Below are 22,482 nucleotides of genomic sequence, written 5' to 3'. Positions count from 1 at the left end.
TCAGATCACCGTCTGGAATCCGCCGACGAGGGCGGTCTGGAGGTAGCGCGTCCAGCTCTCCCAGACGCCGGTCACGAGCATGAGGCCGATGGCGAGCAGCAGGACGCCGCCGAAGAGCTGGATGGCGCGCTGCCGCCGTCGCAGGAACGCCGACACCGCGCCGAAGCGCTCGAACCCCGCGGCGATGAGCAGGAACGGCAGCCCGAGCCCGAGGGAGTACGCCACGGCCAGGACGATCCCTCGCGTGACGGCGGAGGAGTTGCCCGTCGTGGTGGCGAGGATGGTGACCGCGCCCAGGGTCGGGCCCGTGCAGGGCGCCCAGCCCAGGCCGAAGACGGCGCCGAGCAGCGGGGCGCCCGCGAGCCCGGACGCCGGACGCCAGTGCAGCTTGAGCTCACGCTGGGTGCCGGCCCCGAGGAAGACGACGGCCATGACCAGCACCAGCACGCCGCCGACCCGCATGAGCAGGCCCCGGTGCTCCACGAGGGCCGCTCCCACCCCGGCCAGGAAGGCCGTCACGAGGATGAAGACGACGGTGAACCCCAGCACGAACAGCAGCGAGCCGAGGACCAGCCGGTGGCGACGACGCTGCTCGAGCGTCTCGTCGGACAGCCCGGTGACGTAGCCGAGGAAGCCCGGCACGAGCGGCAGCACGCAGGGCGAGGCGAAGGACACGAACCCGGCGACCAGGGCGACGGCGAGCGCCACCGGCAGCGCACCGGAGGTCACCGTGTCCTGCACGCCCGCGGCGGTCGCCGCGACGGAGATCGAGCTGCTCATCGTCGCGGTGCCTCAGCCCTTCGCCAGCACGTCGTCGACGAGCCCGGTCAGGGTCGAGGCCTTGACCTCGCCGTTGACCCGGGCGGCGATCCGTCCGGTCTTGTCCAGCACCAAGGTCGTCGGCGGGGCGCTGACCTTGCCCTGGAGGTTGAGGATGAGCACCCCGGACGGGTCCGCCAGGGACGGGAACGTGATGCCCCAGCGCTTCGCCGACGTGATGCCGGAGGAGGTGTTGTCCCGGGTGTTGATGCCCATGAAGGTCACCGGCTTGCCCGCCTGCTGGGCGGCCTGCCACGACTTCTCCAGCTCGGGCGCCTCGGTGCGGCACGGGCCGCACCACGACGCCCAGACGTTGAGCACGACGACGTCGCCACCGGCGTCGGGCAGGGCCCACGGCTTGCCGTCGAGCAGCGTGCCGGAGAGCCCCACCGGCTTGCCGCGGTCGGCGGGCGCGATGACCTCGACGGCGCCGTCGCCGGAGATGTAGCCCTTGCGGCTGCCGTCCTTGGCCTGGGCGGCGATCGAGTTGGCGTCGCTGCTGCAGGCGGCGAGGGAGGCTGCGAGGACCGGCACGGCGAGCAGGGCCAGCGCGCGCCGCCCGCCCGGCACGCGAGGCGCGCGGCGACCGCGCGGCATACGGGGCGTGCTCATCCTGTACCCCCTGCGGACCGGACGAGCAGCGCACCGGCCGGTTCGGAGTAGGTGATCGACTCGAGCTGGTCCCCGACCCAGCTCAGCGTCGTGAGGGAGGCGAGGCGGCACTCGCGCCGGCGCGGGTCGTGCCAGAGGCGGTTGCCCAGCAGCTCGTTGCGCGCGGTCCAGATCGGGAGCTGGTGGGAGACGACCACGGCCTCGTGGCTTCGCGCCGCGTCCCGGGCGTCGGCGATGGCGGCCACCATGCGGGCGGCCACCTCGGCGTAGGGCTCGCCCCACGACGGCTTGAAGGGGTTGGTGACGAGCTTCCAGTGCCGCGGGTGCAGGAACTCGACCGGCCGCATCGAGCCGACCCGGTGGCCCTCGAAGAGGTTCGCCGACTCGATGACCCGGTCGTCGGTCGTCACGGCGACGCCGTGGGCGGCGGCCACCGGCGCGGCCGTCTCCTGCGCCCGCAGGAGCGAGGAGGCGACGACGTGGGTGACGTCGTGGTCGGCGAGGTGGTCGGCCACGGCCTGGGCCATCTGCCGGCCCAGCTCGGACAGGTGGTAGCCGTCGAGCCGGCCGTAGAGGACGCCCTCGGGGTTGTGCACCTCACCATGGCGCATCAGGTGCACGACCGTGCGGTCGTGGGGGGCGGCACTCACGAGTCGATTGTCGCAAACGCCTCTGCGGCCGCCGACGCCGCCGCCGGCAGGGCGGCCACGACGCGCTCGACCGCCGCGTCGTCGTGCGCCGCGCTGACGAACCACGACTCGAACGCGCTCGGCGGCAGGTACACGCCCTGCGACAGCATCGAGTGGAAGAACGCCGCGAACGCGGGCACGTGCTGGGCCCGGGCGGTGTCGTAGTCGGTGACCGCACCGTCGCGGAAGAACACGCTGAACATGCTGCCGGCGCGCTGGACGACGTGCGGCACCCCGGCACGCGACAGCTCCTCCCCGACCGCACCGGTGAGGGTGTCGGCGACCGCGGCCAGCCGGTCGTACACCGCGTCGGTGCACTGCTGGAGAGTGGCGAGGCCGGCAGCCGTCGCGACCGGGTTCCCGCTCAGCGTGCCGGCCTGGTAGACCGGCCCGAGCGGGGCGAGCAGCGCCATGACGTCGGCCCGGCCACCGAAGGCTGCCGCCGGGAAGCCGCCACCCATCACCTTGCCGAACGTGAACAGGTCGGGCGCGCCCGCGGCATACGGGCCCTCGAGGCCGTACCAGCCGGCGGCCGAGCAGCGGAAGCCCGTCATGACCTCGTCGGAGATCAGCAGGGCGCCGTGCTCGGCGGTGACCCGGCGCAGGCCCTCGGTGAAGCCGGGGGTCGGCGGGACGACGCCCATGTTGCCGGGGCTGGCCTCCGTGATCAGCGCCGCGATGTCGGCGCCGCGCTCGGCGAAGGCCTCCTCGACGGCGGCGAGGTCGTTGTAGGGCAGCACGATCGTCTCGGCGGCCATCTCCTTGGGCACGCCGGCGGAGTCGGGCAGCGCGAAGGTCGCGACGCCGGAGCCGGCCTGGGCGAGGAGGGAGTCGACGTGGCCGTGGTAGCAGCCCGCGAACTTCACGACGAGCGAGCGCCCGGTGTACCCGCGGGCCAGCCGGATCGCGCTCATGGTCGCCTCGGTGCCGCTGGAGACAAGGCGCACCTGCTCGACCGGCTCGACCCGGCGGACGATCTCCTCGGCGAGCGCGACCTCGTTCTCGCTGGGCGTCCCGAAGGAGAAGCCGTTCTCGATGGCGCCGCGGACGGCCTCGAGGACGGCCGGGTGCGCGTGCCCCAGGATCATCGGGCCCCAGGAGCAGACGAGGTCGACGTACTCGCGGCCGTCGACGTCGCACAGGTACGGGCCCCGCCCCGACGCCATGAACCGCGGCGTGCCGCCGACCGCCCGGAAGGCGCGCACGGGAGAGTTCACCCCACCGGGGGTCACCGCCAGCGCGCGGTCGAGGAGCGCGGCCGAGACGGGTGCGTCGAGGGGGTATGCCGTCATGCCCGCCATTGTCCCAGCCGTCCCTGAGCGCCCGGTGTGGGGGCTGCGGAGGGGCCGGCGCGGGAGCTCAGCCCTCGGCGGCCAGCGGGCCCTGGTCGCGCGCCTCTGCGGTCACGGCGGGGTGCGGGGAGCCGTCGTCGGGGGCCAGCGCCGTGCGGATGGCGTCCATCGCCTGGCCGAGCGCGAGGAACAGCTCCGGCGACACCGGGTCGATGACGTGCTTGCGGACGCTGTCCACGTGGACGACGGCCATCTCCCGGACCGCCTCCATGCCCGCCGGCGTGAGGACCAGCTCGACGCCGCGCTTGTCCTCCAGGCACGACTCCCTGCGCACCCACCCGCGCTTCTCCAGGCGCGAGGCGGTGTGCGTGAGCCGGCTGCGGGACTGCACGACGAGGTCGGCCAGGGTCGACATCCGCAGCCGCCGGCCGGGCGCCTCGGAGATCATCGAGATGATCTCGTACTCGGTGAGCTGGACCCCGTGCGACTGCAGGTCGCGGTCGAGCGCCTCCTCGATGAGCCGGCTGCCCCGCAGGTAGGCCCGCCAGGCGCGCTGCTGCTCCGCGCTGAGCCAGCGCGGTTCCCCCTTGGTGCTCATGGTTCGGAAGTATGGCACCGGCGCTGACGTGACCCAGGTCACATTCGATTAGTTGAAATATAAACGATGCCTGCTATGTTGAGAGGGATGAACGCGCCGGGACCTCCCCGGCAGCCTCTCGAACACACAGGAGATCCTCACCATGGCCAGCATCCACGACCTTCCCGCCGGCACCTGGACCGTCGACGCCTCGCACAGCGAGCTCGGCTTCGTCGCCCGCCACCTGATGGTCACCAAGGTCCGCGGACAGTTCAAGGAGTTCGAGGGCACGGTCAAGGTCGGCGACGCGATCAGCGACTCGCAGGTCACCGCGGTGGCCCAGCTCGCCTCCGTCGACACCGGCTCGGCCGACCGCGACGCCCACCTGAAGTCCGCCGACTTCTTCGACGTCGAGAACAACCCAACCATGAGCTTCACCTCCACCGAGGTCACCGAGGACTCCCTCAAGGGCGACCTGACCATCAAGGGCGTCACCAAGCCGGTCGTGTTCGACCTCGACTTCAACGGCCTGGCCACCGACCCGTGGGGCAACCAGAAGGCGGGCTTCGAGGCCACCACCGAGATCAACCGCAAGGACTGGGGCCTGGAGTGGAACGTCGCCCTCGAGGGTGGCGGCGTGCTCGTCTCCGAGAAGATCAAGATCAACCTGGACGTCCAGCTGCTCAAGGCTGCCTGACCCAGCAGCACCACACCGCGACACGGCGGTTGCTCGGCAAACCTCGGGATCCTGTCCCGCGGGACGTCGAGCAACCGCCGTTTCGCGTGGATGCCGGGGACGCACCTCCTCGCGGACACCCCCCTGCGACGGCTGGCACCCGGCCCCGGGCGACGCCGGGCCGATCACGAAACCCGATCAGCAAACCGGGCCGACCCCCTCCCCTGCCGGCCCTGCCGCTGCGAACCTGTCCGCGAGGGACTCCGGGCGGGCCGTCAGGGGCACGGGGGACAACGGCCCGCCCGGCACTCCCGCCCCGTGCGCATCGCCGCCCCACCCCGGCCCGCAGGTCCCTGACCTCGGTGGACCTGCTTGCGGGCGCTCGCGAACGAGCGCACCATGGTCTGCACCCCAGGTCGCGCAGGGAGGGGGCCACGTGGAGCTGCGGCAGGTGCAGGCGTTCCTCGCCGTGGTCGAGCACGGGGGCTTCCGGCGGGCGGCCGCGCGGACGTACGTCAGCCAGCCCGCCCTCTCCGCGCAGGTCCGTGACCTCGAGCGCAGCCTCGGGGTGACGCTGCTCGACCGGCGCGCCGGCGGGGCCGAGCTCACCCCGGCGGGCGCCGCCCTCCTCGGCCCGGCGCAGCACCTCGTCGACGCGGTCGACAGCGCCCGCCGGACCGCGGCCAACCTGCGCCACTCCGGCACCGTGACCGTGGGCCTGATGCCGGGCGGCGCGGCCGAGCTGACGACGCCGCTGCTCACCGGGCTGGCCAGCCGCTTCCCCGGCGTGGAGCTCGTCGTGCGCCCGGTCGAGCTCGCGTCGTGGCACGACGGCCTGTGCGACGAGGTCGACCTGCTCGTCGCCAACCCGCCGTGGCCGGACCGCGAGCTGCGCGTGACCGAGCTGCTCGCCGACGAGGTGGTCCTGGCCTACCCGAGCGACCTGCTGCCGGACCGGCCGGCGACGATCTCCCTCGCGGACGCCCTGGCGCTGCCGCTGGCCGACATGGCGGACCTGCCGGCGCGCGCGGTCGCGGACTTCTGGACGCTGGCCTGGCTGGCCAACGGCGACGGCGACTACCGACGCTCGGGACCGCCGGTCGAGGGCTTCGAGCAGACCCGCGACGTCATCCTCGCCGGCACCGCCGGCGCCTTCGCGCCGGGCTGGGTCGCGCGCGTCTTCCCGACGAGGGCCTTCGGGGTCGCGCGGCTGGCCGAGCACCCGGACGCGGGCGTCCGGCTGCTGTCACGGCCGGACGCCCCGGAGGTGGTCGAGGCGATGCACGTCGAGGCCTCGCACATCGTCCGCGAGATCGGGCCGTGGGTCCTGGGCGACCCCGTCGGGGCGCAGGCCCGCGGCGCGGTCAGCCGCGAGCCGGGCGACCCAGCAGCGCAGCCGCCTCGAGGGCGTAGTACGTCAGGATGACCTGCGCCCCGGCGCGGCGGATGTTGAGCAGCGACTCCATGAGCGCGCGTTCGCGCTCGATCCAGCCGTTGGCCGCGGCCGCCTCGATCATCGAGTACTCCCCCGAGATCTGGTACGCCGCAACGGGAACCGGCGACATCGCTGCCGCGGCGGCCACGATGTCGAGGTGAGGCATGGCCGGCTTGACCATGACCATGTCGGCACCCTCGGCGATGTCGAGCTCGAGCTCGCGCAGCGACTCGGTCGCGTTGGCCGGGTCCTGCTGGTAGGCCGCGCGGTCGCCCTGCAGCGAGGACTGCACCGCCTCGCGGAACGGGCCGTAGAGGCCCGAGGTGTACTTCGCGGCATACGCCAGGATCACGGTGTCGGTGAAGCCCTCGGCGTCCAGGGCGGCGCGGACGTGCGCGACCTGGCCGTCCATCATCCCGGAGAGACCCAGCACGTGGGCCCCGGCCCGTGCCTGCGCCAGGCCCATCGCGGCGTACCGCTCCAGCGTGGCGTCGTTGTCGACCACCACCTCGCCGGGGCGGCGCTCGGTGAGCACCCCGCAGTGGCCGTGGTCGGTGAACTCGTCGAGGCACAGGTCGGCCATGACGACGGTGCGGTCGCCGACGGCCTCGACCACGCGCCGCAGGGCGACGTTGAGGATGCCGTCCGGGTCGTCGGCCCCCGAACCGACGGCGTCCTTGTGCTCGGGGACACCGAAGAGCATGAGGCCGCCGATCCCGGCCTCGACCGCCCCCTGCGCCACCTCGACGAGCGAGTCGAGCGTGTGCTGGACGACCCCGGGCATGGCGGAGATGGGCTGCGGCTCGGTGATGCCCTCACGGACGAACACCGGCAGCACCAGCTCGGCCGGGTGCAGCCGCGTCTCGGCGACGAGGCGGCGCAGCGCCGGGAACTGGCGCAGCCGACGCGGCCGGAGCACCGGACCTCCCGGTTCCGGCCGCGGCGTGCTGCTCAGGAGCTCCACCTCAGCGGGCCCGGCGGCGCGCCGACGGCTTCTTGCGCGACGGGCGGACGACGGCCTCGCCGGCCTCGATCGCCGCGGCCGCCAGGCCGAGGCCGTAGTCGGCCAGGGCGTCGACCAGCGCGTCCGAGGAGGCCTCGGGCGCGAGGACGTCGACCCGCAGGCCGTGCTCCTCGGCCGTCTTGGCCGTGGCCGGCCCGATGCAGGCGATCACCGTCGACGGGTGCGGCTTGCCGGCGATGCCGACGAGGTTGCGCACGGTCGAGGACGAGGTGAACACGGCGGCGTCGAACTGGCCGCCCTTGATCGCCTCGCGGACCGGTGCGGCCGGCGGGGCGGCCCGGACGGTGCGGTACGCCGTGACGTCGTCGACCTCCCAGCCCATCTCCTGCAGGCCGGCGACGAGGGTGTCGGTGGCGATGTCGGCGCGCGGCAGGAAGACCCGGTTGATCGGGTCGAGCACCTCGTCGAACGGCGGCCAGTCGGCGAGCAGGCCCTGGGCCGAGTGCTCGCCCGACGGCACGAGGTCCGGCACGATGCCCCACTCGCGCAGCGCCTCGGCGGTCACGCCGCCGACCGCCGCGATCTTGAGGCCGGCGAAGGCACGGGCGTCGAGCCCGAACTCCTCGAACCGCTCACGGACGGCCTTGACCGCGTTGACCGAGGTGAAGCCGATCCACTCGTAGCGACCGGTGACCAGGCCCTTGACCGCGCGCTCCATCTGCTGCGGCGTCCGCGGGGGCTCGACCGAGATGGTCGGGACGACCTCGGCCGTCGCGCCGTAGGACTCGAGCCGGGCGATCGTGCCACCCGACTGCTCCTTGGTGCGGGGCACCAGGACGTTCCAGCCGAACAGCGGCTTGGTCTCGAACCAGGACAGCTCCGAGCGCATCGCCACCGTCGAGCCGACGACCGCCAGGGCCGGGAACTCCACCGACTTCATGACCTTGGCGACCTCACCGAGGGTCGTGACGCGGGTCGACTGCCGGATGGTGGTGCCGCGCTCGGTCAGCGCGACCGGGGTGTCGGCGGAGCGCCCGGCGTCGAGCAGCTTGGCCAGCGCGGCACCGAGGTCCTCGGGCGGCCCGAGCAGCACCACGGTGACCGAGTCGGCCACGGAGGCCGCCCAGTCGACGTGGCGGTCGTTGGCGGAGATCACGTGGACCGCGGGCGAGCTGCTCGAGGTGAGCGGGATGCCTGCGTAGGCCGGGACGGCCGAGACCGCGCTCACGCCGGGGACGACGTCGAAGCCGATGGCCGCCTTGTGACAGGCCAGCGCCTCCTCGGCCAGGCCGTTGAACAGGGCCGGGTCGCCGTCCATGAGCCGGACGACGAGCCCGCCCGGCGCGGCCTTGGCCGCCTTGACGACGAGCTTGGCCCGCATGGCGTGGGTGAGGGGCTGGCCGTGCTCGCCGTGGCCGGCGTCGACGACCTCGACGTCGGTCCTGCAGTAGCGGGCGACGACCGACTCGCGGGCGACCTGGTCGATTACGACGACGTCGGCGGCGCGAAGCAGCTCGACCGCGCGGACGGTCATGAGGCCGGCGTCACCCGGTCCGGCGCCGACGAAGGCGACGCGACCGGGCACCTTGGCGGCGCGGGTGGGACGGGTCTGGGTGGGCTGGGTCGAGCGCGTGGGGCTCACAGTGCACGCTCCGTGCTGTCTCGTTCTGGGCTGCGGGGGTTGCTGCTGTCGACGGCGGCGACCGAATGCTGTCCGGCCGCCCCGGGTGGGTCGGGCGGGCGGCGTCGGGCGCGCTGCGGGTCCTCGGCCACCGGTGGTCGCGGGTCCGGGCCGACGAGCTCGGCACCGCCGTCCTCCAGCAGCACGCCGGCGAGGCGGTGCCCGAGCGACTCGGCCTCCTCGACCGGGCCGACGAGGGAGCGGCGCAGGTCGAACGACCCGTCGACGGCTCCGACGAATGCGCGCAGCGACAGCTCGAGCCCGTCCTCGCCCTCGACGACCTCGGCCAGCGCCCCCACGGGGGCCGAGCAGCCGGCCTCCAGGGCGGCGAGGACCGCGCGCTCCGCGGTGACGCAGGCGCGGGTGTCGGGGTCCTCGAGCGGCGCGAGCACCGCGAGCACGTCGGGGTCGTCGGCGCGGCACTCCACGGCGAGCGCGCCCTGGCCGGGCGCCGGCAGCACCTGGAGCGGGTCGATCACCTCGGCGACCTCGTCGAGGCGCCCCAGCCGGGCCAGGCCGGCCCGGGCCAGGACGACGGCGTCGAGGGCTCCGTCGCGGACCATGGCGATCCGGGTGTCGACGTTGCCGCGGATGTCCTTGAACGACAAGCCCATCCCGAGCGCGGCCAGCTGGGCGACCCGGCGGGGCGATCCGGTGCCGACGAGGGCGCCGTCCCCGAGCTCCCCGAGCGTGCGCCCACCGGAGGACACGAGCACGTCCCGCGGGTCCTCCCGCGTGGGGACGGCCGCGACGACCAGGCCGGGCTGGGGTGCCGTGGGCAGGTCCTTCAGCGAGTGGACGGCGAGGTCGACCTCGCCGGCGAGCAGCGCCTGCCGCAGGGCCGCGGCGAACACGCCGGTGCCCCCGAGGGAGGACAGGGAGGCGGTCGACACGTCACCCTCGGTGACGACCTCGACCAGCTCGACGGTGTGGCCGAGCGCCCGGAGGCGGTCGGCGACCCAGCCGGACTGGGTGGTGGCCAGGGCGCTGCGGCGGGTGCCGAGGCGCAGGACGCGCGGGCTGCTCACGGCAGGCCTCCCTGCTGCGGCGGCACCGAGGCGGTGGCGGCCTGGCCCGGCCGCAGGTCGAAGAGCTCGCGCAGCGCCTGGGCGTAGTCGTCGCCCTGGCCACCCACGGCGAGCTCCTTGACGCGCACGGTGGGCGTGTGGAGCAGCTTCTCGACGATCCGGTGGACGGCGAGCTGCACCTCGGCCCGGGTGGACTCGTCGAGGTCGGGGAGCCGCTGCTCGAGCCGGCCCAGCTCACCGGCGACGACGTCGGCAGCGTGCCGGCGCAGCGCGGCGACGGTGGGGGCGACCGACTCGGCCGCGCGGGAGGTGAGGTAGGCGGCCACCTCGCCGATGACGAGGTCCGCGACCTCCTGCACCTGGGCGGAGGCCTGGCCGGCGGACAGGTCCTCGCCGAGGCTCGACAGCCCGGCCACGACGACCCCGCTCAGCGACGCGACCTCGGGGGCGACGTCGTGCGGGAGCGCGAGGTCGACGTACGCCTGCGACCGGCCGGCGCGTGCCACCTGGGCGTCGGCGGCGGCGGCGAGGTCGACCACCAGGCCGGTCGAGCCCGTGCAGGAGACGACGAGGTCGGCACCGGCGAGGGCCTGCCCCAGCTCGGCGAGCGGTCGGGCGGTGCCACCGGTGCGCTCGGCGAGCCGCTGCGCCTTGGAGAGCGTGCGGTTGACGACGGTCAGCGACCCGACACCCCGCCGGCTCAGGGTCGCGGCCGCCAGGGAGGACATGCCTCCGGCACCCACGACGAGGACGGACAGGTCGCCCAGGCGTCCGAGGTGGGCCTCGGCGCGGGCCAGGCCGGCCTCGACCAGGGAGACGCTCACGGCGTCGATCCCGGTCTCGGTGTGCGCCCGCTTGCCGACCCGCAGGGCCTGCTGGAACAGCGCGTTGAGGGACGGACCGGCGTGGCCCAGGCGCTGGGCGTCGCGCAGGGCCGTGCGCATCTGGCCGAGGATCTGCGCCTCGCCGACGGCCATCGAGTCGAGCCCGCAGGCGACCGTGAAGGCGTGGGCGATGGCGCGGTCCTCGTAGTGGACGTAGAGGTGCTCGCGCAGCTCGGCGCGGTCGACCCCGGTGGCCTCGGTCAGCGCCTCCGTGATGTCGCTGACGGCACCGTGGAAGGTGAGCGACTCGGCATACACCTCGGTGCGGTTGCAGGTGGAGACGACGAGCGCCTCGGAGACGTTCTCGCGGGCGGTGAGGCGCCCCTCGAGGTCGGCGCGGCGCGCCGGCTCCAGCGACATGGCCTCGAGCAGGGGCAGCGGCGCGGTGTGGTGGGACAGGCCCAGGATCACGAGGCTCACCGGACAACCGCCTTGGGGACCGGGCGGACGCCGTCGGCCGCGAGCGCCTTGCGCTGCTCGTGGAACGCGAGGATCTGCAGCTCGGTGGACAGGTCGACCCGGCGCACGTCGACACCCTCGGGGACGACGAGCACGCTCGGGGCGAAGTTGAGGATCGAGGAGACCCCGGCCGAGACGAGCTGGTTGCAGACGTCCTGGGCGGAGCCGGCGGGCGTGGCGATGACCCCGATCGCGAGCCCCTGCTCGGCGACCAGTGCGGGGAGGGCGTCCATCGACTGCACCGTGATGCCGGCGATCTGCTCGCCGTGGAGCCGCGCGTCCTGGTCGAGCAGGGCGACCACGCGGAACCCGCGGGTCGCGAAGCCGCTGTAGGCGGCCAGCGCGTGGCCGAGGTTGCCCATGCCGACGATGGCGACCGGCCAGTCCTGGGTGAGCCCGAGCTCGCGGGAGATCTGGTAGGCGAGGTGGTCGACCTCGTAGCCGACGCCGCGCACGCCGTAGGACCCCAGGTGGGACAGGTCCTTGCGGAGCTTGGCGCTGCGCACCCCGGCGGCGGCTGCGAGCTCCTCGGAGGAGACGGAGGCGATGCCCCGCTCGGCGAAGCCCGTCAGGGCCCGGAGGTACTCGGGAAGCCGGGCGACCGTGGCGTCGGGGATGCCCCGACGGGCGCTCGGGTCGGCAGACACGTTGTTTCGGGCTCCTTCTCGACACAGGCAGCCCGCGCCTGGCTGGAGCGGACGGGAGCCCTTGCAGGTTACGCTCTTGTGAACGGATGCACAAAGTCACAAGCAGGCCGCCGTCCCGTGCGTGAGACAGGTCGACGTGGGCGGCCCCGGCGGGCGGCCGGTCAGCCCGCCAGCGCCGCGCGCAACCGCGCCTCGTCGACCCGCCAGTAGTCGTGCTGGCGGCCGTCGACGAGCGTCACCGGGATCTGCTCGGCATACCGCTCCAGCAGCTCGCGGTCGTCCAGGACCGACACCTCGCGCCACCCCACCCCGAGGTCGGCGGCGACCCGCTCGATGACGACGCGGGCGTCGTCGCACAGGTGGCACCCCGGCTTGCCGATGAGGGTGATGCGCGGCGGCGGGGCGGGTGTGGCGGACACCGCTCCAGCGTATGCCGCGTGGCTGCGGGCCTGGTCCTAGGCTCGGCCCCATGACCGAGGCCGCCGCCACCGAGCTGGACACCGAGCCGGCGACGCCCCGCGACCCCGGGGCCGCAGCCTTCTTCGACGTCGACAACACGGTGCTGCGCGGCGCGAGCATCTGGCAGCTCGCCCTCGGCCTGTGGCGCCGGGACTTCTTCACCCTGCGCGACGTGAGCGCGATGGCGTGGAAGCAGGCGCGGTTCGCCCTCCTCGGCGAGAACCTCGCCCACGTCGAGCAGATCCGCAAGCAGGCACTGGGCTTCATCGCCGGGCACTCCGTCGCCGAGATCCACGCGATCGGCGAGGAGATCTTCGACGAGGCGATGCAGGACCGCATCTGGCCGGGCACCCAGGCCCTGACCCGGATGCACCTCGAGCAGGGCCAGGAGGTCTGGCTCGTCACCGCCACACCGGTCGAGGTCGCGACCGTCATCGCGGACCGGCTGGGGCTCACCGGGGCCCTCGGGTCGGTCGCCGAGGCCGTCGACGGCGTCTACACGGGACGGATGGTCGGCGACTTCCTGCACGGGGCGGCGAAGGCCCGCGCCATCGAGGCGCTGGCGGCCGAGCGTGGCTTCGACCTGGCGCGGTGCGCGGCGTACTCGGACTCGGCCAACGACATCCCCATGCTCTCCCTCGTCGGGCACCCGGTCGCCATCAACCCCGACGGGGCGCTGCGCGACCACGCCAGGGCGCACGGCTGGGCGATCCACGACTACCGCACCGGCCGCAGGGCCGCCAAGGTGAGCGTCCAGGCCGTGGGCGCCACCGCCCTGGCAGGGGTGCTCGCCGCGGCAGCCCGCCGCCGCCGCCGCTGAGCGGATCTGCGCGGGCACGGCACTGTGACCGGGGTCTCCTGACAAATGCTGCGTTATCGGGGAAACTGTCCCTCGGTCAGGAGGTGTCCCCATCCGCGCTCGCCAGTACCGGAGTCCAGCCGCGACGTCGTTCGCGATGGCCGGTCGGCCTGCCCTCGTGCTGTCAACGACTCCCCTGCCCGCGGGTTACGGGATGCCCTCGGCGCAGCCACTGCACCAGCGGACCGGGACCGGCGCCCACGGCCTGCCGGCCGCCACCGCCGACTTCCTCTCCTCGCTGCGCGTGCTGCTCAGCATCGCGGGCGACGCAGGGACCCTGTCCGGCGGCGGGCGCGGCTCGGGTCGCGACGCTGCGAGCGCAGGCTTCGGGCCGGGCGAGGCGCCCCAGGACTTCGAGCGCGTGTCGGCCCTCGTCGAGCTGGCCCAGCGCGGCGACGCCGAGGCCTTCGGGATGCTCTACGAGCGGTACGTCGACACCGTCTACCGGTACGTCTACGTGCGCGTGGGGACCCGGCAGCTCGCGGAGGACCTCACCTCCGAGACCTTCCTGCGGGCCCTGCGGCGGATGGACTCCTTCTCGTGGCAGGGCCGGGACATCGCGGCCTGGTTCATCACCATCGCCCGCAACCTCATCACCGACAACGCCAAGTCGGCCCGCTTCCGCATGGAGGTCAGCACGGCCGACATGCTCGACGCCGACCCGCGCGTCGAGGCGGCGCCCGAGGGTGAGGTGCTCGAGCGGCTGCGCGACGAGCGTCTCCTCGAGGCGGTGAAGGCACTCAAGCCCGAACAGGCCGAGTGCGTGGTCCTGCGGTTCTTGCAGGGCCTCACGCTGGCCGAGACCGCGAAGGTGCTGGGCAAGTCCGAGGGAGCCGTCAAGCAGCTGCAGCTGCGGGCGGTACGGGCACTGCACCGGGAGCTCGCCGATGTGGACCTCTGACCCGCTGCGGCCACCGCGCGCATATCGCTACGAATCGGTGCGTAACTTCGGCACCACCGGCTCGTTCTCAGCGGGAGAGACCGTGACCGAGCTGGGGAGGGAGGTGCCGGCATGCCCCTGCTGAACCGTTCGGCCGACCGTTTCCAGCGAGCGCTCGAGGGTGAGCGGGTGAGCGACTCGCAGCTCGAGCAGCTCGTCGCGACCAGCCGCCACCTCGTGGCGGCCGCCTCGTACGGCCCTCAGCCCGACCCCCAGTTCACCGCCGCGCTGCACGAGCGGCTCATGGCCGAGGCAGCGCGGATGCCCTCCCCGTCCCCCGCCGCGGCACGGGCAGCGGCCGCGCGCCGGGCCGCCGCCCGCACCACCCCGGTGGTGCTCGTCCTGGGTCGCGGCACGCCACGGCTCGTCGCCGGCCTCGCCGCGTCCGCGCTCCTCGTGGGCGGCATCGTCGGCGCGGCCTCGCGCTCCGCGGTGCCGGGACAGGCCCTCTACCCCGTGAAGAGCTGGCTCGACGGGCTGCAGGTCCGGCTCGCCGACAGCGATCTCGACCGGGGTCGCACCTACCTCGGCCAGGCGCAGGAGCACATCTCCGACGCCCGCGAGCTGGCCGAGCACCAGGCCCCGCACGACGACGTCGACGTGGCGCTGGAGGCGGCGATCACCTCCGTGCGCCGTGGCCAGCAGTCGCTCGACACGGCCTACGCGACGACGGGCAACCCGCAGGCGCTGCTCGCCCTGCGCGACTTCACCGCACGGGCGGTCCCGCAGGTGGACGTGCTGGGCGGCGAGGTGCCGCGGGAGTCGATCCCCCTCGTGGCCGAGCTGAAGTCGCTGCTGCTGCAGTCCCAGGAGCAGACCGCACGACGGATCGCCGCCTGCGGCGCGCCCTGCTCGCAGCTGGCCTCGACCATCGGCCCGGCCTCCCTCCCGTCGCTGCCGTCGCCGACGACCACGACGGCCGGTGCCGGCAACGGCACCGGCGGCACGAGCACGGGTCCTGCGGCCACGTCCCCGACGGTGGTCGCGAGGGTGCCCGCCCCCACCGCGACCCAGTCCGGTGCCGGCGCCGGCGCCTCGCTCCCCGGCCCCTCGGCCAGTGTGGGGGTCGGTGGGGTCGGGGCCGGCGCAGGCGGCGGCGGTGCGACTGCCGGCACCGGAGGTGTCGGCGTGGGGCTGCCCACCGTGAGCGCGTCCCTGCCCCTGCCGTCGGCCAGTGCGACGGTGCCGTTGCCCTCGGTCACGCTCGGGACCGGCGGCGCAGGCGCGACCCTGCCCGGCGCGACGCTCGGGCCGGTGACCCTGCCGAGCACCACCCTGAAGCTCCCCTGACCGCCCTGCGCGCGGCACCCTCGGCGCCGGTCAGGAGCAGGACGCCGGCCGGACGGTGGAGGCCGGTCAGAAGAAGACGGAGCGGCGCTGCATGAGCAGCGAGTACAGCGTCTGCTGGATCGTCTCCCGCACCTGGTCGGTGAGGTCGAAGACGAGCATGGGGTCGTCCGCGGCACCCGGACCGAGCTCGGCCGTCTCCACCGGCGTCCCGAACTCGATGATCCACTTGCTCGGCAGCGGCACGAGGCCGAGCGGGCCGAGCAGCGGCCAGGTCGGCGTGATGGGGGCGTAGGGGGCGCCCAGCAGCCGCGCCACCGTCTTGACGTTGCCGATGATCGGGTAGATCTCCTCGGCGCCCACGATCGAGCACGGGATGATCGGCACCCCGGTGCGCAGCGCCGCGGAGACGAACCCACCCCGCCCGAACCGCTGGAGCTTGTACCGCTCCCGGAACGGCTTGCCGACGCCCTTGAAGCCCTCCGGCCACACCCCGCAGAGCTCGCCGGAGGCAAGGAGCCGCTCGGCGTCGGGGTTGGCCGCCAGGGTGGACCCCGACTTGCGGGCCACGTTGCCGATGACCGGGGTCTGGAAGACCAGGTCGGCCCCCAGCATGCGCAGGTGCCGGTGGGCGGGGTGCTCGTCGTGGACCGCCACCTGCGTCATCAGCGAGTCCATCGCGATGGTGCCCGAGTGGTTCGCGACCACGAGGCCACCACCCTCGGCGGGGATGTTCTCGATCCCCCGGACCTCGACCCGGAACCAGCGGCGGTACAGCGGCCGCAGCACGGGCAGGTAGAAGTGCTCGGTGAAGTCGCGGTCGAAGCCGAAGTCGTCGACCGTGTAGTCGCCCGTCAGGCGGCGGCGGACGAACGCCAGGGTGGTCGCCAGGTGCCGCTCGACGTCGTCGGGCGACAGGCCCGCGGCCTCCGCGGCCACGCGGATGGCGCTGATCCCCGCGGCCAGCAGCTCCTCGAGGCCGGGACCGGTGGCGCCGGACGCCGCGGGGGGCGTCGCAGCCGGCGCCGGACGCTGCGTCGCCTCGGCGGGCTCGTCGGGCACCGCCGTGAGCACCCGCACCGGCGCCTCGGCCCCAGGTGCACCCGCGCGCGCCGCTCGCGTGCGACGCCGTGGGGTGGCGGGCTTCGGGGCACGGGCTCCCGACCGGGCGACGGCCTTCTTGGAGGGCACGTCCTTGGCGACGGGGCGTGGCCGGTGCTTGGCCGCCACGGCGGTCTCCTCGGCAGCGGCAGCGGAGGCGGCGCGAGTGGCGGTGGCCTCGGCAGCGGAGGCGGCGCGAGTGGCGGTGGCCTCGGCAGCGGAGGCGGCGCGAGTGGCGGCCTCCTCGGCAGCGCGGGTGGCGGCGGCCTCGGCCAGCAACGGGGTGCTGCGCCGCCGGGCGCGCTCCCCCGACGCCCTCGCCGCGCCGGCGGCGAGCGCCCCGGTGCGCCGGGCCGTCGAGGGCGACCCTGCAGCCCGGGCGGCCTTCGCAGTCCCGGTCTTCGCGCTCCCAGCCGTGCGGATCGTGGTCTTGGCGGTGGTGGCCTTGCGACTCGTGGTCTTCGCGGTGGTGGCCTTGCGACTCGTGGCCTTGTGGGTCGTCGCCTTCGCGGTCTTCGCCTTCGCGGTCTTCGCCTTCGCGGTCTTCGTCTTCGCGGTCGTGGACTTCGTCGTGGCCTTGCGGGTGGTTCCGGGCATCAGACGTTCCTCCCTGCGGCCAGGACCTGGCCGACGGCGTGCACCGCGGTGCCGGCCACGCCGGACACCGCCGACGCCAGCGCGGCGCCGCCCGGCACCACCGAACCGACCCCGCGCACGTAGTCCGCGAACGCCTCCCGGGTGGTGAAGGCCGGCTCGAAGCCCATCTCCTCGCGCATCCGGCGCGTGTCCAGGCCCCGGCCGAAGGCCAGGAACTGCACCTGGTCGCCGCTGAAGTCCGCGAGCCCGGACCGCTTCACCATGCCCCCCAGCAGGCCGGCCGCCTGGATGGGCACCGGCAGGACGGGTCGGCCGGCCATGCTCGCGGCCTGGGTCACCGTGATGACGCCGTCCCCCGCGATGTTCGTGATCCCGGTCGCGGGCCCCGTGGTCGCCCGCAACAGCGCCCCCACGGCGTCGCTCTCGTGCACGAACTGCAGCCGCGCGTCGTACCCGAACGGGACCGGCACCACCGGGAGGGCGAAGTAGTCGGTCAGCGCGGTGCGGATGCCCGGGCCGATGATGTTGGCGAAGCGCAGCATCGAGATCTCGACGTCCGGCCGGCGGCGGGAGAAGCCGCGCACATACCCCTCGACCTCGACCGAGTCCTTGCCGAAGCCCGCGCGGGGCAGCGACTTGGGCCCCATGTCCTCGGTGAACATCGCAGGGTCGCGCGGGCTGGAGCCGTAGACGGCGGCGGAGGACTTCACCACGAGCCGGCGGATGCTCGGCGCCTTCTGGCAAGCGGCGAGCAGCTGCATGGTGCCGATGACGTTGATCTCCTTCTGGGAGACCCGTCCACCCGCGTGCGTCGGGGTGGCGATCACGTTCATGTGGACGACCGTGTCCACCTCGGCCTGGGTGATGATCTTGCCGATCATCGGGTTGCGGATGTCGGCGCGCACGAACTCGGCGCGGCCGATGTCGTGCGGCGGCGGGATGACGTCCACGCCGATCACGCGCGACACCGCCGGGTCCTGCGTCAGGGCGCGCGCGAACCGCCCGCCGAGGTAGCGGGAGACACCGGTCACCAGGACGACGTCAGCCACGAACGGAACCCTACCGAGACCTGCCGCACGCGGCCGGGTGACGTCCGTCGCAGTCGACCGGGGGAGCGAGAAGGCCCCCGCCGGGGCGGGGGCCTTTCGTCACTTCTTGTTGCGACGCTGGTGACGCGTCTTGCGAAGGAGCTTGCGGTGCTTCTTCTTCGCCATGCGCTTGCGGCGCTTCTTGATGACAGAGCCCATGGTGTCCTCTTGGTCGTGGTCGTGTTGCCGGACGGGGCAACAACGCACCACGCCGAACAGTGGTCGACACTCTAGCGGCCACGGCCCGGCAGCCCAAACCCGCCCCCGTGGCGGAGATCCGCCGCCACCGCGTCGCGGGTCCGCCGCGGCCCCGCAGTAACTCCGCGTGGCGCGCGTCGTTGAGCACGACATCCCGGGCCGAGGACGGCCCGCCAGACCGCAGGAGTCCACGGATGTTCCGCACACGTTCGATGGCCGTGGGGGTGTGCCTGCTCGCCGCAGCCACCACCGCGCTCCCCCTGTCCACCGCCACGGCCGCCCTCCCTGCGGCCCCGGTCCTCCCCGCGCTCGGCGACCCCGTCGACGCGCTGGCGCGCACGCTGGACACGCGCGCCGTCACCGCACCGGTCGTGCCGTCCGCGGCCGCCCGGGACGCCGTGGAGGCCCTGCTCGCCGACGCCGGGGCCGGCGCCCGCGCCACCTGGGACGAGCGGTTCGGCACGCTCCGCTCGGTCCACGGCACCGGCTACCTGACGCCCGCCGCCGACGGCCCGGCCGTGGACGTGGCCCGCGGCTGGCTCCGCTCCCACGCCGCCGCGTTCGGGCTCGGCACGGCGCAGGTCGACGCCCTCTCCGTCGCCCGCGACCACACCCTTCCCGGCACCGGCACGCACGCCGTGAGCTTCGTCCAGACCAGCAACGGGGTGGCGTACGCCCGTGGCGGGCGGCTCAACGTGGCCGTGACGCGGGACGGCCGCGTCCTGTCGTATGCCGGCGACCCCACCCCGGGCGGGGCCCTCACCGGCGCGTGGCTGCTCGGCGAGGCCGGCGCCCTGCTCAAGGTCACCGGCTCCCTCGCCTCCGGAACGGCCTTCACCCCCAAGGCGACCGGCACCCAGGCGGGGTACACGACGTTCGACCGCGGCTCCTTCGCCGGCCCGGCATACGTGAAGCGCACCGTCTTCGGCACGCGCTCGGGGCCGGTCGCGGCCTACCGCGTCTACTTCCTCAAGAGCACGGCCCAGGCGTGGGAGGTCGTCGTCGACGCGACCACGGGACGCACCCTCTACCGCGCCTCGGTGGTCGCGCACGAGAGCGACCCGCAGGGCACCGTGTACGACAACTACCCCGGCGCGGCGAAGGGCGGCCAGCCCCGGCAGCAGTCCTTCGGGCCCACCCCGGAGTCGCCCAAGGGCTGGGTCGACCCCACCGGGATCGCCGGGACGGGCGTGACGACCTACGGCAACAACGCCGACACCTACGCCAACTGGTCCAACTTCCTCGTCCCCGCGGACAACGCGCCCCGCCCGGTCGCGCCGACCGGCAACTTCTCGTACACGTACACGAACCGCTGGGCGGCGACGAAGGGCCAGACCGTGCCGCCCTCGTACGCCGAGGACCTGGACCCGGCCGCGACGAACCTGTTCTTCCAGCACAACCGGATCCATGACGAGTACTACCGGCTCGGGTTCACCGAGACGGCCGGCAACTTCCAGCTCGACAACGGCGGCAAGGGCGGCCAGGGCGGGGACCCGGTCCACGGCCTGGTCCAGGCGGGAGCGGCCTCCGGCGGTGACCCGACCTACACGGGGCGCGACAACGCGTACATGCTCACCCTCGACGACGGCCTGCCGCCGTGGAGCGGCATGTTCCTGTGGGAGCCGATCGACGACGCCTTCGAGGGTCCCCACCGGGACGGCTCGTTCGACATGAGCGTCATCCAGCACGAGTACACGCACGGCCTGTCCACCCGGTACGTCGCCGGCGGCAGCGCCCTCGGCAGCCAGCAGGCGGGCTCGATGGGCGAGGGCTGGTCGGACTGGTACGCCCTCAACCACGCGTTCAACGCGGGCCTGGAGACCAAACCGATCGAGGGCGCGTACGTCACCGGCAACCCGACGCGGGGCATCCGCAACTGGAACTTCGACGACAACCCGACGACGTTCGGCGACATCGGGTACGACCTCACCGGGCCGGAGGTGCACGCCGACGGCGAGATCTGGACGGCCACCTTGTGGGACCTGCGCAAGGCGCTCGTGGCGCGGTACGGCGCCGAGAAGGGCGCCGACGTGGCGGCGCGCATCATCACCGACGGGATGCCGCTCACGGCCCCCGACCCGAGCTTCCTCGACGCGCGCGACGGCATCCTCGCTGCCGACCTGGACCGCTACCACGGCGACGACACCGACCTCATCTGGTCGGTCTTCGCCAAGCGGGGCATGGGCGCGAGCGCGCAGTCCGACACCGGTGACGACACCGACCCGACGCCCGCGTTCGACCACCCGGCGGCCGCTCGCAACGGCACCGTCGCGCTCACGGTGGTCAACGCCTCGACCGGCCAGCCGGTCGCGGGTGCCAAGGTCGTCCTGGGCCGGTTCGAGGCGCGGGTCACCCCGCTCGCGCGCACCGGGTCGACCGGCGGCGCGTCGGTGAAGGCCTTGGCGGGGACCTACCCCCTCACGATCCAGGCCCCCGGCTTCGGGGTGCAGACCATCGAGGGCCTGGCCGTCAGCCCCGGCCGCAACACGGCCAAGACCGTCAGGCTCGCCCCCAACCTGGCCTCCACGGCCGCCGGCGCCACCCTCGTCGACGTCTCGAGCCAGGACGACGGCAGCCCGGCCAAGTTCGCCTTCGACGACACCGCCGCCTCCGTCTGGGCGACGAAGGACACCGGCGGCACGCCGTACAACGACGGGCCCGACCAGCGGGCGACCGTCAAGCTCGCCGCCCCGGCCACGGTCAGCAGCGTGCGGGTCAGCGCGTACAAGGCCACGAACGCCTCGCGGTTCACGGCACTGAAGGACTTCACCGTCCAGACCTCCACCGACGGGGTCACGTGGACCACCGCCCGCACCGGGTCGTTCTCGTACTCCGTGCCGCGGCCGGTCGCCCCGGACCTGAACTTCGCCACGTTCAGCCTCGCCAAGCCGGTGAAGGCGGCCTACGTGCGGTTCTTCGTCGACTCGGTGCAGGGCGACACGACCACGCAGGCCCAGGTGGCCGACGTCGAGGTCTTCGGCTCCGGCGCCAGCGTGGCCAACGGGTCGGTCACCCCCGACGCGCCCTACACCGACTCCGGCACCATCACCGCGCCCAACCCGGCTGCCGGTGACCCGACCGGGCTGCAGAACGTGTTCGGCGTGACGGGCACGGAGATGAACACGGCCTGCACCTTCCCGCCGGCTGCCCAGGGCGCCGACGGCTGGGTCACCAAGCTCCCGGCCGGGTTCTCCGACGGGCTGCACTCGGTGTCGGTCAAGGGCACGAGCGACGCCGACGCCACCGTCGGGCACGACCTGGACCTGTACTTCCTCGACAGCGGCTGCGAGCTCACCGGCGCGGTCGCGACGGCCGCCGCCGACGAGTCCGCGGTCATCCCGCCGGGGTCGGTCTACCTGCTCACCCAGCTGTACACCGGTGCGGACGTGGAGGTCGACGTCACCGCGGTCGACAACCGCTGAGCCGTGGGCCGGGGGTCCGTGCGCGCGACGACCCCCGGTCCACCCACGACAGGGGCGGACCCGGCCTGCCGGCCGGGTCCGCCCCTGGTCGTGCGGTCAGCACATCGTCACGCGGTGTCGACGTAGGACGTCCGGAGGTACTTGTGCACTGCGTCCTCGGGGACCCTGAAGGACCGTCCGACGCGGATGGCGGGAAGCTCTCCAGCGTGCACCATGCGGTACACCGTCATCTTCGACACGCGCATGATCGAGGCCACCTCGGCGACGGTCAGGAACCGCACCTCGGCGAGCTGTCGCTCGTTGGTCATGTGACACCTCGATCTTCTACACGCTCGCATCGCCGGCTTCCCCTCCGGCGGACCTCTACGCTCGTGCAGAACGAACTGTAGGGGCAGATGTGACCAGTGGGGAAGTCATTCAGGAAACTCCCTGCCGAAGTCCAGCCGACACGCCGGGTCCGCAGGGTCTTTCCCGACCATCGCACATCCCCGCACCCCCAGCCACCCCGCCATGGCCGGTCCCCACTCGCCGGCGCTCGCTGCGATCCTCGGCCAGTCGTCGTCGGTCGAACCCGATGCGCCCGAATCCTCCGGCCTCCGGTCCTCACTCGCCGGCGCTCGCTGCGATCCTCGGCCTGTCGTGGTCAGACGGTATGACGTGACGCCCTCGGTGTGAGGGTTGGTTGCGGGCCGGGGCCTCGCTGACACATGTTCGTGGGTTACCGGACGAGGAAGTGGCCTTGCCCGGCCTATCCGACAGGTGTGGAGG

Annotated in this window: 21 protein-coding genes; 6 read left to right on the top strand and 15 right to left on the bottom strand. The window is 73.7% G+C overall.

From position 1 onward, the window contains the following. The 5 genes from ACYVDO_RS18945 to ACYVDO_RS18925 all read right to left on the bottom strand — a co-directional run bounded on the left by ACYVDO_RS18945 (position 1) and on the right by ACYVDO_RS18925 (position 4,010). Positions 1-780, bottom strand: a complete 780-nt coding sequence (locus ACYVDO_RS18945) for a cytochrome c biogenesis CcdA family protein (RefSeq protein ID WP_460938823.1) — start codon at positions 778-780, stop codon at positions 1-3. Positions 781-792: 12 nt separating this feature from the next. Next, positions 793-1,431 carry a TlpA family protein disulfide reductase gene (locus ACYVDO_RS18940; protein WP_460938821.1) on the bottom strand — a complete coding sequence of 213 codons (639 nt, stop codon included), beginning with the start codon at positions 1,429-1,431 and terminating at the stop codon, positions 793-795. Beyond that, positions 1,428-2,042 (bottom strand): histidine phosphatase family protein, encoded by a 615-nt coding sequence (locus tag ACYVDO_RS18935; protein WP_460938912.1) that lies wholly within the window; start codon positions 2,040-2,042, stop codon positions 1,428-1,430. Before ACYVDO_RS18935 ends, ACYVDO_RS18940 begins: the two co-directional genes overlap by 4 nt. Before the next feature lie 35 nt (positions 2,043-2,077). Further along, positions 2,078-3,412, bottom strand: coding sequence for a glutamate-1-semialdehyde 2,1-aminomutase (gene hemL / locus ACYVDO_RS18930; protein ID WP_460938819.1), 1,335 nt, complete (start codon positions 3,410-3,412; stop codon positions 2,078-2,080). 67 nt (positions 3,413-3,479) lie between these two features. Then, positions 3,480-4,010, bottom strand: a complete 531-nt coding sequence (locus ACYVDO_RS18925; RefSeq protein ID WP_460938817.1) for a MarR family winged helix-turn-helix transcriptional regulator — start codon at positions 4,008-4,010, stop codon at positions 3,480-3,482. A 142-nt stretch (positions 4,011-4,152) separates the two neighbouring features. Here ACYVDO_RS18925 and ACYVDO_RS18920 point away from each other — a divergent pair, with 142 nt between their 5' ends. Both ACYVDO_RS18920 and ACYVDO_RS18915 read left to right on the top strand, forming a co-directional pair. After that, complete coding sequence (locus ACYVDO_RS18920; RefSeq protein ID WP_460938815.1) at positions 4,153-4,686, top strand: YceI family protein; 534 nt, start codon at positions 4,153-4,155, stop codon at positions 4,684-4,686. A 415-nt stretch (positions 4,687-5,101) separates the two neighbouring features. Beyond that, positions 5,102-6,091, top strand: coding sequence for a LysR family transcriptional regulator (locus ACYVDO_RS18915; protein ID WP_460938813.1), 990 nt, complete (start codon positions 5,102-5,104; stop codon positions 6,089-6,091). Here the strand turns inward: ACYVDO_RS18915 and hemB are convergent. From hemB to ACYVDO_RS18885, 6 genes are all read right to left on the bottom strand, one after another. Continuing rightward, complete coding sequence (hemB, locus tag ACYVDO_RS18910; RefSeq protein WP_460938811.1) at positions 6,030-7,019, bottom strand: porphobilinogen synthase; 990 nt, start codon at positions 7,017-7,019, stop codon at positions 6,030-6,032. The genes ACYVDO_RS18915 and hemB overlap by 62 nt on opposite strands. Positions 7,020-7,065: 46 nt before the next feature. Next, complete coding sequence (locus ACYVDO_RS18905; RefSeq protein ID WP_460938808.1) at positions 7,066-8,706, bottom strand: bifunctional uroporphyrinogen-III C-methyltransferase/uroporphyrinogen-III synthase; 1,641 nt, start codon at positions 8,704-8,706, stop codon at positions 7,066-7,068. After that, positions 8,703-9,773, bottom strand: coding sequence for a hydroxymethylbilane synthase (gene hemC, locus ACYVDO_RS18900; RefSeq protein WP_460938806.1), 1,071 nt, complete (start codon positions 9,771-9,773; stop codon positions 8,703-8,705). Before hemC ends, ACYVDO_RS18905 begins: the two co-directional genes overlap by 4 nt. Further along, positions 9,770-11,077 carry a glutamyl-tRNA reductase gene (locus ACYVDO_RS18895; RefSeq protein WP_460938804.1) on the bottom strand — a complete coding sequence of 436 codons (1,308 nt, stop codon included), beginning with the start codon at positions 11,075-11,077 and terminating at the stop codon, positions 9,770-9,772. The genes hemC and ACYVDO_RS18895 overlap by 4 nt, the downstream gene beginning before the upstream one ends. Beyond that, positions 11,074-11,763 (bottom strand): redox-sensing transcriptional repressor Rex, encoded by a 690-nt coding sequence (locus ACYVDO_RS18890; protein ID WP_460938802.1) that lies wholly within the window; start codon positions 11,761-11,763, stop codon positions 11,074-11,076. The genes ACYVDO_RS18895 and ACYVDO_RS18890 overlap by 4 nt, the downstream gene beginning before the upstream one ends. 161 nt (positions 11,764-11,924) lie before the next feature. Further along, on the bottom strand, positions 11,925-12,182 hold the full coding sequence (locus ACYVDO_RS18885; protein WP_460938800.1) for a glutaredoxin family protein: 258 nt from the start codon (positions 12,180-12,182) through the stop codon (positions 11,925-11,927). Between the two features lie 50 nt (positions 12,183-12,232). On the opposite strand from ACYVDO_RS18885, the gene ACYVDO_RS18880 reads away from it, so the two are divergent. The 3 genes from ACYVDO_RS18880 (at position 12,233) to ACYVDO_RS18870 (ending at position 15,311) form a co-directional block, all read left to right on the top strand. Further along, complete coding sequence (locus ACYVDO_RS18880; protein ID WP_460938798.1) at positions 12,233-13,042, top strand: HAD family hydrolase; 810 nt, start codon at positions 12,233-12,235, stop codon at positions 13,040-13,042. A 193-nt stretch (positions 13,043-13,235) separates the two neighbouring features. Then, a complete protein-coding gene (locus ACYVDO_RS18875; RefSeq protein WP_460938796.1) occupies positions 13,236-13,982 on the top strand; it encodes a sigma-70 family RNA polymerase sigma factor in 747 nt (248 codons plus the stop codon). Positions 13,983-14,150: 168 nt separating this feature from the next. Next, on the top strand, positions 14,151-15,311 hold the full coding sequence (locus ACYVDO_RS18870; RefSeq protein WP_460938794.1) for a DUF5667 domain-containing protein: 1,161 nt from the start codon (positions 14,151-14,153) through the stop codon (positions 15,309-15,311). Between the two features lie 66 nt (positions 15,312-15,377). Here the strand turns inward: ACYVDO_RS18870 and ACYVDO_RS18865 are convergent, their stop codons facing one another. From ACYVDO_RS18865 to ACYVDO_RS18855, 3 genes are all read right to left on the bottom strand, one after another. After that, positions 15,378-17,006, bottom strand: coding sequence for a lysophospholipid acyltransferase family protein (locus ACYVDO_RS18865; RefSeq protein WP_460938792.1), 1,629 nt, complete (start codon positions 17,004-17,006; stop codon positions 15,378-15,380). Next, positions 17,006-18,055 carry an NAD-dependent epimerase/dehydratase family protein gene (locus ACYVDO_RS18860; RefSeq protein WP_460938790.1) on the bottom strand — a complete coding sequence of 350 codons (1,050 nt, stop codon included), beginning with the start codon at positions 18,053-18,055 and terminating at the stop codon, positions 17,006-17,008. The genes ACYVDO_RS18865 and ACYVDO_RS18860 overlap by 1 nt, the downstream gene beginning before the upstream one ends. Before the next feature lie 99 nt (positions 18,056-18,154). Continuing rightward, a complete protein-coding gene (locus ACYVDO_RS18855) occupies positions 18,155-18,253 on the bottom strand; it encodes a 30S ribosomal protein bS22 (RefSeq protein ID WP_003792170.1) in 99 nt (32 codons plus the stop codon). Positions 18,254-18,486: 233 nt separating this feature from the next. Here ACYVDO_RS18855 and ACYVDO_RS18850 point away from each other — a divergent pair, with 233 nt between their 5' ends. Next, a complete protein-coding gene (locus ACYVDO_RS18850) occupies positions 18,487-21,714 on the top strand; it encodes a M36 family metallopeptidase (RefSeq protein WP_460938788.1) in 3,228 nt (1,075 codons plus the stop codon). A 107-nt stretch (positions 21,715-21,821) separates the two neighbouring features. Here the strand turns inward: ACYVDO_RS18850 and ACYVDO_RS18845 are convergent, their stop codons facing one another. Next, positions 21,822-22,022 carry a helix-turn-helix domain-containing protein gene (locus ACYVDO_RS18845; RefSeq protein ID WP_460938786.1) on the bottom strand — a complete coding sequence of 67 codons (201 nt, stop codon included), beginning with the start codon at positions 22,020-22,022 and terminating at the stop codon, positions 21,822-21,824. Between the last annotated feature and the right edge of the window lie 460 nt (positions 22,023-22,482).

It is taken from the genome of Phycicoccus ginsengisoli (assembly GCF_054779295.1).
Note: the sequence above shows the minus strand (reverse complement) of the source record. Positions and strands in the feature narration are given on the sequence as shown.